The following is a 14,904-nucleotide window of genomic DNA, read 5'->3' as shown; positions in this document are numbered from 1 at the left end:
ATTCACAAACTGTATGTTTTTCCTCGTCAAGTGCGTTTTGGGGCATAGTCACCCACTAGAGGCGCGGTGCGCGTCGGAGCATTGCTAGCAAAGACCGCTCTTAGGCATTGGGGCGTGATGGTGTCCCCGTGCCCCGTCTGCGTAGAACCGGCCGGAACTCAACCCCGGATTCTAGAGGCTGAGAATTCTCCGTTGGCCGGCATGCACCCACCGATGAGCAACCGCCGCACCCCTGCAAGTTATCAGATGCCACTGGAGGTCCACACCGTGAGCTTTCGCCTACGCTAGCAAGGCTGCTTTCATCGTCCCTATCTTTCGCCAGTTTCTGATGCTCAGCCAAAAGGTCTCTGCCCTCAGCCCCCACTATCTCAAACCCGTTATCTCGAATCATATCCAGGTCATCTAGGGCTGCTTGACCTTCGGACGTGAGATAATCGCCGAGGAAAAGGGAATTGGCTATCTGCAGCGCTACCGACTGCAGGGACCTCAGGTGCATCTCACGTCCGCCCGCCATACGGATCTCTCGGTCGGGCGCCACCAGGCGCACTGTTGCCAAAATTCGCAGACATTTCAGTGGGGTGAGCTCCCACGTGCCAGCAAGCGGTGTTCCTTCAAAAGGCATCAGAAAATTGACGGGAATGGAGTCTCCGTCCAAATCTTTCAGAGCAAAAATTGCATCAATGAGCTGTTCGTCTGTCTGCCCCATCCCCACAATGAGCCCGGAGCAAGCTGATAAGCCCGCCTGCTGAGCTTGGTGGATTGTGCTAATGCGTTCTTGGTAGGTGTGTGTGGAGCAAACGTCGGTGTAGTGGTCTTCGCTGGTGTTGAGATTGTGATTGTAAGCATCAGCGCCAGCTTCTTTAAGGCGTTGGGCCTGCCCATCTTTCAGGATCCCTAGACAAGCACAAACTTCTACCTGCGGGTGCTGGTCCTTGAGCTGCTTTATCATTCCAGACACGCGTTCAACATCCCGATTGCTGGGCCCCTTGCCTGAAGCAACCATGCACACTCGAGAGGCTCCGCCGGCAATGCCGAACTTTGCTTGTGTGAGTGCTTCTTGATGCGAAACCCAGGAGTACTTGAGAACATCAGCCTCAGACCCCAGGCGTTGGGAGCAGTAGGTGCAGTCCTCTGGGCACAGCCCTGATTTGAGGTTGATGAGGTAGTTGACTTTAACCGTGTTGGAGAAATGGTGGCGGCGAAGTAAGGATGCGGCTTCTACCAGGGTAAAGGTCTGGGCGTCGGGGGCTGTCAGCGCGGTCAGCGCCTCTTTGCGGCTGATCGGCTTGCCCTGAAGGATGCGCTCTGCAAGAGCTTTAAAATCTGTCATACATCTATCAATAGACGATTTTTGAACAGTGTTCAAATTTCTGTTGCTAGATTTCATCAACCAATGAAAAAGGCAAGCCACTACCTGAGCGCAGCGCCTTGTTGTCTTGCTCTAGTACTGCATACAGTGAGTTTACTCAGACGATGAAAGAGCAAAACCCCAAAAATCCTCCAGTGTAGGGGCGCCTGAGCTGTGGAATGCCGCTGCTTCTGTGCGTCCTACGTAGCGAAAATGCCAGGATTCGTACCAGTAGCCCGTAGTTTCGTGCTGCCACCAGGGATAGCGCAGCACAAAGCCATACTCATGGGCATGGGCGGCTGACCAGCGGGCGGCATCGGTATCTTTGAAGCAGACCTGTACGTCGCAGGCGCCTCCGGTGCCGATATCAAGGGCGAGGCCGGTCTGGTGCTCTGAATAACCGGGACGGGCAGAAGCTACATCGGCCTGCTCCTGTCCGTAGGTAGCCACCCATGAGTTATAGGTGCCGACCTGGGTCTCGTAGGACCTGTAACCACTCAAGGCTGTGATACCTACTCCCTCAACTGAGGCGGCAGCAAACATTTCCTCGGCAGCTTGAGCCGCCTCTTTGCGAAGGTATACCCCACCGAAGGGGACGAGATCAACCGGGGCGTAGGTTTTGGGAGAGAGCGGGTGCATCTTGTTCACCAGCACCGTCAGAGAGTCGGGCGAGGTGAAATCTGGTGAACGCGAGGTGCTAGGAGATGACGACGCGGCTTTGCTGGGGGTTGATTCGGTCTCTGCAGTAGCAGTTGCCTCTGCGGTGGGCGTTTCTTGTGCAGGGGTGCTAGCGCTAGGAGTATTGGCTGCTGAAGAGGTTGTAGCCGGCGTTGGAGAGCTGCCGTGAACAGTACAGCCACAGAGCAAGACTAGCGCGCCCACCAGGGGGTAGATGCCTGCTTTTCTGATGGGTAAACCCATTATTTTAGTTCTTCCTGAGCAAGACACGGCGAACCTTGTGGTCGTGAGACTTGCTCAAAATCAGTTTGGCGCGTCCCCGGGTGGGGAGCACGTTCTGGCGGAGGTTTGGTTCGTTAATGGACTTCCAGATGCTGGTGGCCAGTTCTATAGCAGCATCTTCAGAGAGATCAGCATAGCGTCGGAAATATGAATCTGGGTTGGTAAAGGCTGATTGCTGCAGCTTGAGAAAGCGCTCTACATACCACCGCTCTATATCGTCGGTCTTGGCGTCCACATAGATAGAGAAATCAAAGAAATCAGCCAGACTCAGCGCTGATGAGCTGTTTTCGCTCAGTTTAGCGGGGGCAAGAACATTGAGGCCCTCGACAATGAGAACATCAGGTGCTGTTACCGCGATGCTCTCCTCCGCGAGGATGTCGTAGTAGAGGTGAGAGTATTTGGGAGCGGTCACCACAGGGGCCCCGGACTTCACGTCTGCGACAAAACGTAGGAGCGCGCGTCGGTTATACGACTCGGGGAAGCCTTTGCGGCCCATGAGCCCCCGTCGTTCTAGCTCAGCGTTGGGGTAGAGAAATCCGTCTGTGGTGATGAGCTGGACGTTAGGGGTAGAAGGCCAACGCCGCAGAAGGTCCTGCAATACTCTGGCTGTGGTGGACTTGCCCACCGCCACGGAACCCGCCACACCGATAATAAAGGGAACCTTACGCTCTGATGTCCCCAAAAAGTCGTTCGTCATATCGTTGACGCCAGCAGCAGCATTCACATAGAGATTCAGCAACCTCGAAATGGGCAGGTAGACCTGAGAAACTTCTTCAAGGTCAATGCGCTCACCCAGACCGCGCAGCTGCGTCAGCTCATCTTCAGTGAGCGGTACTGATATTTCGCTGGCAAGCCGCGACCAGGTATCCCGGTCAAGCTCTGTAAAAGGGGAGTGCTTTGAAGCAAGTGCGGAGGTGCTCATTTAGCCAAGTCTAAAACCCTCTGAACGTCAGCTGAAAACCTCTTCCCTAAGAAACCGATTATGACGCGCAATTTAGGGGACAAATAGTCGTTCGACAGGCCTGTCCACCCCTAGTAATCAATGTGTCGCACTCGTCATTCGCATAATATGTTCCCAAATGAAACATGCACGGTAGTATGAGCTTTATGTGTGGAATCGTAGGATATGTAAGTCTCGGCCAGGTCGCAGACGGTAAGAAATTTGACCACTCCGCTTATGATGTGGTCCTCGAAGGTTTGCGCCGCCAGGAATACCGCGGCTATGACTCAGCCGGTGTTGCCGTCATCGGTGATGAAGGAATTGAGTTCCGTAAGAAGTCGGGCAAACTGGTCAACCTGGAAGCTGAAGTTGCAGCTAACCCCATGACCGAATCAACTATCGGCATCGGTCATACCCGCTGGGCAACCCACGGCGGCCCCACCGATAACAATGCTCACCCTCACGTTGTAGATAACGACCGCCTAGCAGTTGTGCACAACGGTATTATCGAAAACTTCGCTGAGCTTCGCGCCGAACTGCTGGAAGAGGGCGTCACCTTCCTCTCGCAGACCGATACCGAAATCGCAGCTAACCTGATTGCCAGCATCTACAACAAGCTGGAATCAAAGGACCTCACCGAAGCAATCCGCCTGGCCTCAAACCGCCTTGAAGGTGCTTTCACCATCCTGGCAATTCACACCGACCACCCCGACCGCGTTGTAGCTACCCGCCGCAACTCACCGCTGGTTATCGGTCTGGGCGAAAATGAGAACTTCCTGGGCTCAGACGTCTCAGGTTTCATCGACTACACCAAAAAAGCAGTCGAAATGGGCCAGGACCAAATCGTTACCATCACCGGTACCGACTACTCCATCATTGATTTTGAAGGCTTCCCCGCCCACGGCAAAGAATTCACCATCGAATGGGACACCGCAGCTGTTGAAAAGGGCGGCTTCGACTCCTTCATGGAGAAAGAAATCCACGAGCAGCCCGCAGCTGTGCGTGACACACTGCTAGGCCGTCTGGACGAAAAGGGTAACCTGACCCTCGACGAGCTGAAGATCGATGACAGCGTCCTGCGCTCCATCAATAAAATCATCGTGGTTGCCTGTGGCACCGCAGCTTACGCAGGCCACGTGGCCCGCTACGCTATCGAGCACTGGTGCCGCATCCCCACCGAGGTCGAGCTGGCCCACGAGTTCCGCTACCGCGACCCCATCGTGGATGAAAAGACCCTAGTTGTGGCTTTGTCACAGTCCGGCGAAACCATGGACACCCTCATGGCTGTGCGTCACGCGCAGGAGCAGGGCGCTAAGGTTGTCTCCATCTGTAACACCAACGGTTCAACCCTGCCCCGTGAAGCTGACGCAGCTCTCTACACTCACGCAGGCCCCGAAATTGCCGTTGCCTCCACCAAAGCCTTCCTCTCACAGATTGCTGCTGCCTACCTGCTGGGTCTCTACCTGGCACAGCTTCGCGGCAACATGTACAAGGACGAAGTACGCGGCATTCTCCAAGAACTGCAGCAGATGCCCGAAAAGATTCAGGCAGTTATCGACGGTGAGCAGCAGGTCAAGGATCTTGGCACCTCCATGAAGGACGCTAAGTCTGTGCTCTTCCTGGGCCGCCACGTAGGCTTCCCCGTAGCTCTTGAGGGCGCTCTCAAGCTCAAAGAAATCGCCTACCTGCACGCAGAGGGCTTTGCTGCTGGTGAGCTCAAGCACGGCCCCATCGCACTGGTTGAAGAGGGCCAGCCCATCTTCGTCATTGTGCCTTCACCCAACGGCCGTGACTCCCTGCACGCCAAGGTTGTTTCCAACATCCAGGAAGTGCGTGCTCGTGGTGCTGTCACCATCGTTATCGCTGAAGAAGGCGACACTGCCGTTGAGGAGCATGCAGATCACATCATCCGCATTCCTGCCTCACCGTCACTGCTGCAGCCCCTGCTAGCCACTGTGCCCCTGCAGATCTTCTCATGCGCTGTAGCGCACGCGAAGGGCTACGACGTTGACCAGCCCCGTAACCTAGCGAAGTCTGTGACTGTTGAGTAACCAAACGGTCTAAGGAATGCTTTTTTGGGCGCCCCTACCTCTGGTAGGGGCGCCTTTGCTATGCCCCTACTTTCTTGATGTAGCCGCTTCGCTAAACTGGGGAATGAGAAGAGACGGTTAGAAGGGTCACCGCATGATTATTGGTACCGGCGTTGATGTGGTCAACATCAACAGATTCGCAGAGATCATTGAGCGCACCCCGGGCTTCATTGACCGTGTGTTTGTCGAACATGAACGGGATAAACTCTTGCGTTCCTTGGCCGCACGTTTTGCCGCTAAAGAGGCAGCCGCCAAAGCCCTTCGAGCACCTGCTGGCTTGGTCTGGCAGCACTGCTGGATTGAAAATGACCCGGACGGAGCTCCCCACCTGGTCGCTACGGGTACGGTGGCTCAGCGGGCAGCAGATCTGGGTATTAACCGCTGGCATCTTACTCTCACCCACGATGAACCGGTAGCTATCGCATCTGTCGTGGCAGAACACTTGACCGATGATGAATTACTCACCCTCATGAGATTAGACCCAGCCGGCCGCGGTCTGCTCTCTGCTCACCCTAGGGAGACTGACCGATGAGCCTTGAAAACAGCCCCACCGTAAGAGCATTCGATGCTGGACAGTTACCCGCTTTGCTAAAGGCACCCGGCGAAAAGTCCCATAAGTACACTCGTGGAGTGCTGGGAGTGCTGACCGGTAGTGAGGACTACCCCGGGGCGGCGCTCATGAGTGTGCGGGCGGCTGTCAATACCGGGGTCGGTATGGTGCGGTTTGTTGGCACCAGTCAGCTCAACTTTCTTATGAATCTGTCGGTTCCTGAAGCAGTTTGCTCTACCGGTGACCCGTTAGAATTGCGCGTTGATGCCTGGGCGCTGGGAAGTGGTGTCGGTCAGGGCTCACGTCTTGAACCCATCGGGGCCGTGCTGAGCACCGAGGCCGCAGCGGTGGTGGACGCTAGCGCGGTAGCTCTTGCTGCCCAACTGGTAGCAGGCGGTCGAATTCTGATGCAGCAGCACATTCTTACTCCGCACGCTGGTGAACTTGCAGATTTCTTCACGTGGCTCTTGGCGCTTGCGCCGAACCTGTTTGATGGAGCTGCCCCTGAACGCGCTGAAATAGAAGCAAATCCCGTCTTCTGGGCTAGCCAGGCAGCCTATTTGAGCGGCGCCACGGTTCTGCTCAAGGGTGGAGTGACGTATATAGCAACTAGTGATGGGAAGCTGGTGCTGACCGTCGAAGGTAACAGCCCCTGGTTGGCTACGGCAGGTAGTGGGGACACCCTCACCGGTATAATGGGTGCCCTGTTAGCACAACACCAGGCGCACCACACCCAACCCAGCGCTCCCTTAGTCTACGCTCAGCTGGCGGCTGCTGCCGTGACGGTACACGGCCTTGCCTCTGACCTGGTGCATACGCCCGGTACCCGCGGCCCTCTACCACCGACCGAGGTAGCGCAACGGTTACCCGCAGCACTGGCGCAACTACTGAGCGTGTAGGTAGCGTAAAAAAATCCACCCGGCTCCCAGCCGGGTGGATGTGATGCTTTTAGGGCTTAGTAGGCCCCATCCTTAGCGAAAACTGCGCGTACAGTGCGGAAAAGGATGACTAGATCGCCAATCACTGACCAGTTCTCAACATAGTAGAGGTCCAGGCGAATGGACTCTTCCCAGGACAGGTTGGAACGGCCTGATACCTGCCAAAGACCGGTAACGCCGGGTTTGACGAGCAGACGGCGGTAGGCGTCCTCCTCGTATTGGGCAACCTCTGATGGCAACGGGGGTCGGGGCCCTACCAGGGACATATCACCGAGGAAGACATTCCAGAGCTGGGGCAATTCATCGATCGAGTACTTGCGGATGAACTTACCGATTGTGGTAATGCGGGGGTCATCGGACATTTTGAAAAGAACCCCGCTGCCCTCGTTCTGTGCTATGAGCTCTTTTTTGAGCTCCTCAGCGTTCGTTACCATAGAGCGGAACTTAATCATGTGGAAGGAAGTGCCGCGGTAGCCAACCCTCTCCTGCAAGAAGAAGATGGGCCCGCCGTCCTTCTTAACCATCAGAGCAACAACCAGTAGGAGAGGGGACAGAAGGATAAGCCCCAGGGTGGAAACTACGAGGTCGAGGGAGCGTTTCAGAAGGGCCTGGATTCCCTCAATACGCGGAGTATGCACGTGAATAAGGGGGAGACCGCCCAGAGGCTGAGTGTGAATGCGGGGCCCGGCGATATCGGTCATTGCCGGTGCCATAATAAGGGCGACGTGAGCTGCTGCCAGAACCCACCCTAACCGGCGCAGTTCTTGAGGATTGAGACCGTGGCCGGTAGAAACTGCCACCGCGTGAATATTGTTATCGCGCACCACCTCAATGATGTCAGCTGCGTTGGGTGAGTACCCCAGGGTGGGGATTTCTCCGTCTCCCAGCGTGGTGCCTTCAGGTGAACGAGGTAAGTAGGCTGCTACAGGTGAAAGACCGGAGGTGCGGCCTTTCAGCAGAGTCTTGTAGAGGTGATTGCCGGAATCATAGTCACCGATAATTAGCACACGGGATAGAGCTCGGCCGCGGTTTCTCCAGCTCACCAAATAGCGGCGTACAGACCACCGTGCGCTGAGCAAGAGAAGAATGCCGATGGGGTAGGCCAGAATAACGTAACCTCGGGCAAACTCAACCTTGGTGAGGTAAGAGAAAATCGCAATGAGGCAGAAAAAATACGAGGTGGCCTTGATGACCAGGCGGTACTCATCATTGCCCTGACCCAGGTGACGGATATTGCGGGACCCCGAAATAGAAAGAGCCATGAACCACAGCACACCGAAAATAATGCCGGTGCCGATGTAACCCATGGGTAGCTCAGTGCGGCTCATGACTTCTGAGTCTTCAAAGCCGAAGCTAGCCAGGTGTGCTAGCGCGAAAGCGATGGTGATGGTAAGTGCATCAACAATGTAGAGAGCCGCCTTAACCTTTGGGTGCCATGGGCGGCGATTGCGCGTCTCCCTCCAACGCTCTTCAATGATGTCTTGATTCACGTGGTGTGTTCCCCCCAGTGTGAGTGATGAATGTACCTCAGACAGGGTGCGAAAACTGTTCTGCGGCACGTAGATTGATTAACAATCCATCCTACTGCCAACCGCAGAATAGGGGGTGCTTCATAAAGGTGGCTCTTTGCACACGAGCTAGGGCCGTGAAACCGCTAGGTGGCGGGGTAAAGGTCTGCTTCACTCAGAATAAAATCGATAACGGGTCGGTAAAGATGAGGGGTTACATTATCGTCCATAGGAACAGCCACCAGAATCTGCCCCTGTTCTGCTGAGACAAAGAGCCCGGGGTCATTGCAGTCAGCAATGCCGATGGTGGGGTAGCCAGCTGATGCTGCAAACCCTGCTAACCCGTGGTCAGCGACGACCAGGCCGGGGGCATCCTCACGTGCCTCAAGCTGGGCGAGGGCCAGCTGCATAGGGCCGGGGAAGTGGGTATGCTGCAGGTTGCCGTACTGTTCGAACATGACCACATCGAAGATTTGGCGGATATCACCATCTAAAAATAGATCACCCTCGTCAATGGTGAGGACGCGGGCTCCGGCTGCCCGGGCTGCACGCGCCATCTCAGCGTAGATGGGGAAGAGGCCTGCGGGGTGACCGGTTGCGAAGAGGATGCTGTGGCCAGCTGCTACAGCCTGGCCGAAAATACGCGCATACTCGGTGAGAGCGTCCACGCACTTCTCTGCGCTGATGGTGTCCTGCCCCTCTAAGAAGGTAGGGTCTGAGCTGGTGCCCACACGTCGAGCCATGAGCTCAAAGATTTCTTCGTAGCTCCAATCGCGGGTGAGTTTCACCCCGAACTCAAGGTGCTCGTTACCCTCCACAAAGCCGTGCATATGGGCGATATTATTCTCGCGGGCGGTTGCTACCTGCCCGGTGATTTTGGAGGCGTCGAGGTAGTCAGTGAATTCTTGGCGGGTCATAGAAAAAGACATGCGTGTTCCTTAGCGTGATTTATAAGTTCTAAATACTGTAGGTGCTGTGAAGTAGTTGGCTGTAGAGCTCAAAGAGACGGTCAGCGGTGTCATCCCAGCGCAGGTGGGTTGCGCGTGCGGAGCCGGCTGCACCCAGGCGCCGGCGTTCTTCTGGTGATCTCACCAGCTTTTCGATGGCTGAGGCCCAAGCCTCCGGGGTGCGAGGCTCGACCAAATGGCCGGTTACACCGTCTTGCACAGCGGTCAACAGGCCGTCAGCTTTAGTCGCCAGCACGGGCGTACCGCAGGCCTGAGCTTCTAGAGCTACCAGGCCAAAGGTTTCTGAGGAGGATGGGCAGGCAACGATATCAGCGGCTCTGAAGGACGCGGCAAGTTCCCGAGGCTTTTTCGAGGGGAGGAGCCTGACCCGATGCGTGAGACCCAGCTGCTGTGACCGTTCGAGAAGCTGATCCTCATAGTTAGTGTGGGACTGCCCGATGATATCGAGGGTCACCTCTAAGTCCTGAGGGAGTAAGGCGAGCGCCTCAACGAGAAGGTGGGGGCCTTTCAGCGGCTGCGGGCGTCCGGCAAAAACTAGGTGAGCTGAGGTGGCAGAACCAGCGTTGGTGGCTGTCTCACCTGCCCGGGGTGTAAAGATACCGGTTTCAACACCCGGTGTGATAACCTTCAGCCGCCGGGGATCAGCCGCGTAGAGGTCGCGTATTTGCTGAGCTTCAAAACGTGTATTCACGACCACGGCAGATACGGTATCAATCAGGCGCTGCTCACCCTCCAGGCGTATCTGCGGCTCAGGTTTCTCGCCGGGAGCCAGCCGGGTGTTTTTTGCCGCAGCTGTGGTATGCATGGTCTGCACCAAGGGAAGATCCGGGGCGTATTCCAGTGCCGCTAGCCCCGACAGCCAGTAGTGGGCGTGGATGATATCGGGTTGCCGCACAGCACTCTCCCGAATCGCCTGAGCAAAAGCAGGAACAAATTTCGGTAAATTCTCTTTCGAAGCACAGGCAGCTTCGGGTAGATACAGCGAGTGAACAATCGCCCGGTCAGAAATCCGCTCCGTTGTGCGCGCACCGTTGCAGGCCGTATCCAGGGTAAAGACCTCTACTGATAGCTGCGGATAGCGTTTCAGCAAAGCGCGCAAAGAACGGTCGATGTAGACATTCATGCCCCCAGCGTCCCCCGTGCCCGGCTGTGCCAAAGGAGAGGTGTGCATGGAAATCAGGTGAAGGTGCACGCTTGCCAGAGATAGGTCTACCACGCTTCACTACTTTACCGCCCCTAAGGAGCCAATCGTCACTTACTTTCACCAGCGGTGTACCGGCGGGCACATGACCTGGCGCGTCAAAGTGGACTACCCTAAAAAGAGAAGAATTCATAACACGAAGGCAGGAAGAGCGATGAGTCTTACCAGCGGATACCGCCAGCAGGGTTTCGTGCCCCTGGATGCCCCCGGCGATTTTGAGCGCCTTGCCCTCATTGATCTGGACGCTCTTGAGCATAACGTCACCCGTATTCGTTCCCTCATCGGGGAGCGGGAGCTGGTCGCTGTGGTGAAGGCAGATGCCTACGGGCACGGTGCTGCTGATGTGGCCCGCTCAGCTCTAGCTGCCGGCGCGGACGCTCTGGGGGTGGTGCATGTACGCGAGGCCGCTACCCTGCGTGATGCTGGAATAAAGGCACCCATGATTGCCTGGCTGCATACCCCTCGCACCGACTTTGAGCTTGCTCTGCGCTTGAATCTTCAGTTGGGTGTTTCTAGTCTCTGGGAACTAGAAAAAATTGCGGCCGCCACCCAGACTGCTACCCCTTCCCAGCCGGTACTATTGCACCTTAAAGTAGACACCGGTCTTGGTCGTAACGGCGTGATGCTCGCTGATCTTGAAAAACTGGCTGAGCGTGCCCGTGCCTACGAGGTGCAGGGGCTGGTGAAAGTGCGCGGGCTCTTTACTCACCTGGCGGTTGCTGATGAACCGCAGCGCCCTGAAACCGCTAGCCAGTCGGCAGAGTTTGACCGTGCCCTGATGATTGTAGAAAATGCCGGGCTGACCCCCCAGGTGCTGCACCTTGCTAACACCCCGGCAACCTTTACCGCTGCTGACCTTCAGCAAGAGGATGCGCTGCTGAGGGACGCCGTCCGCGTGGGGCTAGGGCTGTATGGTCTTTCGCCGCTGCCAGGCGTCAGCCCTCAAGAATTGGGCCTCGGACCCGTGATGCACCTCCAAACCTTCATCAGCTCGGTTAAAGAAGTGCCCGCTGGCCAGGGCGTCTCGTACGGGCTTCACTACGTAACTGACCAGCCAACCACCCTAGCTCTGGTGCCCCTGGGCTACGCGGACGGTGTGCCCCGGGTAGCCACCGGAGGGCCGGTACGCATCTACCCGGCAGGCGCAGAGCCCCGCACTTACCGAGAGGTAGGGCGCATCGCCATGGACCAGATGGTGATTGATCTCGGTGCACCCGGTCTTTCCGACCCGGCTCTCGGCTACTTGGGGGCGCCCGCCGTCCTCTTTGGAGCCGGGCAGAACCCGCCGGTGACCGACTGGGCGCAGGCCGCTGGCACCATCAACTATGAAATCGTCACCCGCATCTCGCCACGCGTGCCCCGTGTCTCGGTGGGCGGTAGCTGGCGAAACGACACCACGGAAAGGTAATCATGCCGAGTTCTCAAGCAGTTTTTGACCTAGAAATTACCGACCCCAGCCACACCGCCGCCGTTGCACGTGCGCTCGCGCCCCTGTTGGATGCTGGGGACGTGTTGATTCTGACCGGCGAATTGGGCGCAGGCAAGACTACCTTTACCCGTTCACTGGGGGAGGGGCTAGGGGTGCGCGAAGGCGTTATCTCACCGACCTTCGTGCTCTCCCGCGTGCACCCCAACCTCGCTGATGGCCCGCGCCCCGGTGGTCCAGACCTGGTCCACGTGGATGCCTACCGCCTGGCCTCGGGCGAAGAACTGGATGATCTAGATTTGGAGTACTCTCTGGATCGCTCGGTGACCGTCATTGAATGGGGTAGAGACAAGGCCGAACACCTCTCAGATTCTCTGCTGGACTTGGAATTCACGCGCGTCACCGGTGCCGACCTAGCCGAGACCGACCCCTACGAGCTCTATACCAGTGGCAGCGAAACTGACCTGGACGAGGACGAAGAAGCCCCCGAACCGCGCCGCCTGCGCGTCATAGCCAGCGGCCCCCGCTGGCTTAGCCAGCGTCCAAGCGCTTTCGACCGGCTACAACAGGCTCTCACCCATGCCGCCCCGACTACGGAGTAAACTAACACAGTGCTTTTTCTTGCCCTAGACTCATCAGCTACCGCCTCCGTCGCCCTGGGACGTGTTGAAGGCGGTCAGCTCACCCTGCTCGCCCACCGCGCCACCGCGGACACCCGCTCTCACGCCGAGGTCATGTCCCCCTTCGTCGCCGATGTAATGGCCGAAGCTGGCGTCAGCGGTCACGACCTTGACGCCGTACTGACCGGCACCGGGCCCGGCCCCTTTACCGGTCTGCGTGCTGGTATCGTGACAGCCCGTGCGCTCGCCGTCGCCTGGGACCTTCCTCTCTACGGCATGATGAGCCTGACCGCACTGGCCGAGGCAGCCCATGCTGTTGCTCGGGAGGCCGGCCAGCAACGTTTTCTGGTGGTCAGCGACGCCCGCCGCCGCGAAGTCTACTCGGCGCTGTACGAGCTCACTGAAACCGGCTACTCGCTGGTGCAGGGCCCCACCGTTGGCCCTGCCTCCCAAACGCCTATCCTGCCCGCCTACGGTAGTGGAACCTCCCTCTATCCCCAGGACTTCGATGCTCAACCCGGCTTCGAGAGTCTGCAACCCGAAGCCAGCCACCTGTTGCGCGCCGCTGCCCGCCTGGGCGCTAGTGCGCTGAGCACCGATACCTCGGCTCTTTACCTGCGTGAGTCGGACGCTAAGGTGCCGGCCGCCCGTAAAAAGGCGGGTAGCTAGTGCTCCAGGCAGATTTACCCAACGGGCTGCGCGGCGTCCGCGCTCGCGCAATGACCCTCATGGACGTACCGGCAGTGCACACCTTGGAAAGCCAGCTTTTCCCGGCCGATGCCTGGCCGCTCGATATGTTTTTAGCCGAGATAGTGCATCCCACCCGAGGCTATATTGTGCTCGAAACCGTGCAGGAGGGGAACAACGAGGCTGAGATTATTGGTTATGCCGGTCTGATGAGTATCGCTGAGACAGCCGACGTGCAGACCATTGCCATTGACCCACAGCACGAGGGCAAGGGCTACGGGCGGGCTCTGCTGAACTTCCTTGCCCGCGAAGCCGCGGTCCGCGGTGCTGAACAGATTCTGCTAGAAGTACGCGCCGATAACGTCCGCGCCCAAGATCTTTACCAGCGCAACGGCTACCAGCAAATTCATGTGCGTCGCGGTTATTACAACGACGGCGTGGATGCTCTCATTATGCGCAAGGAGCTACTGGCTCCCGCTTCCACCCCGAACGATGATGCCACGAGCAAGACCCCAGAACCCACGATTGAAAGTGAAGCCCACCATGACTAAGGCAAACACCGAACCCCTGGTATTGGGCATCGAATCCTCCTGCGACGAAACCGGCATCGGTATCGTGCGCGGCTCCACCCTGCTCACTAATACCGTTGCTAGTTCCATGGAAGAACACGTGCGCTTCGGCGGGGTCATCCCCGAAATCGCCTCCCGTGCCCACCTAGACGCCTTCGTACCAGCCCTTAAACAGGCCTTGGACGAAGCTGGGGTAACCCTCGAGGAGGTAGACGCTATTGCAGTCACTGCAGGACCCGGCCTGGCCGGTGCTCTCATGGTCGGTGTATCAGCTGCCAAAGCACTGGCTGTAGCCACCGGTAAACCCCTTTACGGTATCAACCACCTGGTCGCCCATGTAGGTGTGGGTCTGCTGGATGACTGCGGCATCGAAGGGCACACCGCCGACTTCTTGGACGGCTTACCCCGCGAGGGTCTTGGCGCCCTGCTGGTCTCTGGCGGACACACCGAAATCCTAGCAGTCCGCGATATCACTGGCGATGTGGAACTCTTGGGCGCTACCCTGGATGACGCCGCCGGCGAAGCCTACGATAAGGTCGCCCGCCTTCTCGGCCTACCCTACCCCGGTGGCCCCGCCATCGATCAAGCCGCAAGAGAGGGCGACGGTAGTGTCTTCGCTTTCCCCCGCGGGCTCTCCACCCGCAAATTCATGGGCACCGTCGAAGAACCCGGCCCCCACCGCTACGATTTCTCCTTCTCAGGCCTCAAAACCGCCGTTGCCCGCGTCGTTGAAGGGTTCGAAGCCCGCGGTGAAGAAGTACCCGTGGCAGACGTCGCCGCCTCCTTCCAAGAAGCAGTCGTCGATGTCATCACCCAAAAAGCCATGCTGGCCTGTGCCGAACGCGGCATCAAAACCCTCCTGCTAGGCGGCGGCGTAGCAGCCAACTCCCGCCTGCGCGAGCTCACTGCCCAGCGCTGCGCCGAACACGGCATCAAACTGGTTATTCCCCAGCTCTCTCTCTGCACCGACAACGGCGCCATGGTTGCAGCCCTCGGCGCCCGCCTGGTCACCGAGGGGCGGCAGCCCAGCGGCATCGACTTCACTGCCGACTCGTCGCTGCCGGTCACTACCATTTCGGTCTAGGTGAAGTACCTACAC

At 57.8% G+C, this 14,904-nt stretch carries 14 protein-coding genes; 8 read left to right on the top strand and 6 right to left on the bottom strand.

Going from position 1 to position 14,904, the window contains the following annotated elements; all coding sequences use genetic code 11:
* Positions 1 to 100 precede the first annotated feature (100 nt).
* From bioB to coaA, 3 genes are all read right to left on the bottom strand, one after another.
* Entirely contained in the window at positions 101 to 1,330 is a 1,230-nt protein-coding gene (gene bioB, locus VVR27_RS00130; protein ID WP_368546569.1) for a biotin synthase BioB, read from the bottom strand.
* A 132-nt stretch (positions 1,331 to 1,462) separates the two neighbouring features.
* Positions 1,463 to 2,269, bottom strand: coding sequence for a M15 family metallopeptidase (locus tag VVR27_RS00125; RefSeq protein WP_368546568.1), 807 nt, complete (start codon positions 2,267 to 2,269; stop codon positions 1,463 to 1,465).
* A gap of 4 nt (positions 2,270 to 2,273) precedes the next feature.
* Entirely contained in the window at positions 2,274 to 3,230 is a 957-nt protein-coding gene (gene coaA, locus VVR27_RS00120) for a type I pantothenate kinase (protein ID WP_368546567.1), read from the bottom strand.
* A 185-nt stretch (positions 3,231 to 3,415) separates the two neighbouring features.
* Here coaA and glmS point away from each other — a divergent pair, with 185 nt between their 5' ends.
* The 3 genes from glmS to VVR27_RS00105 all read left to right on the top strand — a co-directional run bounded on the left by glmS (position 3,416) and on the right by VVR27_RS00105 (position 6,787).
* Positions 3,416 to 5,299, top strand: a complete 1,884-nt coding sequence (gene glmS, locus VVR27_RS00115) for a glutamine--fructose-6-phosphate transaminase (isomerizing) (protein ID WP_368546566.1) — start codon at positions 3,416 to 3,418, stop codon at positions 5,297 to 5,299.
* A gap of 133 nt (positions 5,300 to 5,432) precedes the next feature.
* Entirely contained in the window at positions 5,433 to 5,870 is a 438-nt protein-coding gene (locus VVR27_RS00110; protein WP_345444377.1) for a holo-ACP synthase, read from the top strand.
* Positions 5,867 to 6,787 carry an NAD(P)H-hydrate dehydratase gene (locus tag VVR27_RS00105; RefSeq protein WP_368546565.1) on the top strand — a complete coding sequence of 307 codons (921 nt, stop codon included), beginning with the start codon at positions 5,867 to 5,869 and terminating at the stop codon, positions 6,785 to 6,787. The genes VVR27_RS00110 and VVR27_RS00105 overlap by 4 nt, the downstream gene beginning before the upstream one ends.
* 56 nt (positions 6,788 to 6,843) lie before the next feature.
* On the opposite strand, the gene VVR27_RS00100 is transcribed toward VVR27_RS00105, so the two are convergent.
* From VVR27_RS00100 to VVR27_RS00090, 3 genes are all read right to left on the bottom strand, one after another.
* On the bottom strand, positions 6,844 to 8,316 hold the full coding sequence (locus VVR27_RS00100) for a sugar transferase (protein ID WP_368546564.1): 1,473 nt from the start codon (positions 8,314 to 8,316) through the stop codon (positions 6,844 to 6,846).
* 164 nt (positions 8,317 to 8,480) lie between these two features.
* Positions 8,481 to 9,263, bottom strand: a complete 783-nt coding sequence (locus VVR27_RS00095; protein WP_368546563.1) for a phosphatase — start codon at positions 9,261 to 9,263, stop codon at positions 8,481 to 8,483.
* A 28-nt stretch (positions 9,264 to 9,291) separates the two neighbouring features.
* Entirely contained in the window at positions 9,292 to 10,518 is a 1,227-nt protein-coding gene (locus tag VVR27_RS00090; RefSeq protein WP_368546562.1) for a glycosyltransferase, read from the bottom strand.
* A 139-nt stretch (positions 10,519 to 10,657) separates the two neighbouring features.
* Between VVR27_RS00090 and alr the strand changes: the two genes are divergently transcribed.
* Genes alr through tsaD form a run of 5 tightly spaced genes read left to right on the top strand, consistent with a single transcriptional unit; the run spans position 10,658 to position 14,889 of the window.
* The gene (gene alr / locus VVR27_RS00085; protein WP_368546561.1) at positions 10,658 to 11,911 is read left to right on the top strand and encodes an alanine racemase; all 1,254 of its coding nucleotides are present in this window, start codon (positions 10,658 to 10,660) and stop codon (positions 11,909 to 11,911) included.
* 2 nt (positions 11,912 to 11,913) lie between these two features.
* A complete protein-coding gene (gene tsaE / locus VVR27_RS00080; protein ID WP_368546560.1) occupies positions 11,914 to 12,531 on the top strand; it encodes a tRNA (adenosine(37)-N6)-threonylcarbamoyltransferase complex ATPase subunit type 1 TsaE in 618 nt (205 codons plus the stop codon).
* 9 nt (positions 12,532 to 12,540) lie between these two features.
* Positions 12,541 to 13,218: a tRNA (adenosine(37)-N6)-threonylcarbamoyltransferase complex dimerization subunit type 1 TsaB gene (gene tsaB, locus VVR27_RS00075; protein ID WP_368546559.1), complete on the top strand. Its 678-nt coding sequence runs from the start codon at positions 12,541 to 12,543 to the stop codon at positions 13,216 to 13,218.
* The gene (gene rimI / locus VVR27_RS00070) at positions 13,218 to 13,787 is read left to right on the top strand and encodes a ribosomal protein S18-alanine N-acetyltransferase (protein ID WP_409349905.1); all 570 of its coding nucleotides are present in this window, start codon (positions 13,218 to 13,220) and stop codon (positions 13,785 to 13,787) included. Before tsaB ends, rimI begins: the two co-directional genes overlap by 1 nt.
* Positions 13,780 to 14,889: a tRNA (adenosine(37)-N6)-threonylcarbamoyltransferase complex transferase subunit TsaD gene (gene tsaD, locus VVR27_RS00065; protein ID WP_368546558.1), complete on the top strand. Its 1,110-nt coding sequence runs from the start codon at positions 13,780 to 13,782 to the stop codon at positions 14,887 to 14,889. Before rimI ends, tsaD begins: the two co-directional genes overlap by 8 nt.
* The last annotated feature ends 15 nt before the right edge of the window (positions 14,890 to 14,904 follow it).

Source organism: Rothia sp. LK2492 (genome assembly GCF_040946345.1).
Taxonomy (GTDB): Bacteria; Actinomycetota; Actinomycetes; order Actinomycetales; family Micrococcaceae; genus Rothia; species Rothia endophytica.
This window is presented reverse-complemented; position numbering and strand designations above follow the sequence as displayed.

Excerpts from the sequence above, each read along its gene's own strand:
- bioB (WP_368546569.1), bottom strand. The coding sequence starts at position 1,330 with ATGACAGATTTTAAAGCTCTTGCAGAGCGCATCCTTCAGGGCAAGCCG.
- VVR27_RS00125 (WP_368546568.1), bottom strand. The coding sequence starts at position 2,269 with ATGGGTTTACCCATCAGAAAAGCAGGCATCTACCCCCTGGTGGGCGCG.
- coaA (WP_368546567.1), bottom strand. The coding sequence starts at position 3,230 with ATGAGCACCTCCGCACTTGCTTCAAAGCACTCCCCTTTTACAGAGCTT.
- glmS (WP_368546566.1), top strand. The coding sequence starts at position 3,416 with ATGTGTGGAATCGTAGGATATGTAAGTCTCGGCCAGGTCGCAGACGGT.
- VVR27_RS00110 (WP_345444377.1), top strand. The coding sequence starts at position 5,433 with ATGATTATTGGTACCGGCGTTGATGTGGTCAACATCAACAGATTCGCA.
- VVR27_RS00105 (WP_368546565.1), top strand. The coding sequence starts at position 5,867 with ATGAGCCTTGAAAACAGCCCCACCGTAAGAGCATTCGATGCTGGACAG.
- VVR27_RS00095 (WP_368546563.1), bottom strand. The coding sequence starts at position 9,263 with ATGTCTTTTTCTATGACCCGCCAAGAATTCACTGACTACCTCGACGCC.
- alr (WP_368546561.1), top strand. The coding sequence starts at position 10,658 with ATGAGTCTTACCAGCGGATACCGCCAGCAGGGTTTCGTGCCCCTGGAT.
- tsaE (WP_368546560.1), top strand. The coding sequence starts at position 11,914 with ATGCCGAGTTCTCAAGCAGTTTTTGACCTAGAAATTACCGACCCCAGC.
- tsaD (WP_368546558.1), top strand. The coding sequence starts at position 13,780 with ATGACTAAGGCAAACACCGAACCCCTGGTATTGGGCATCGAATCCTCC.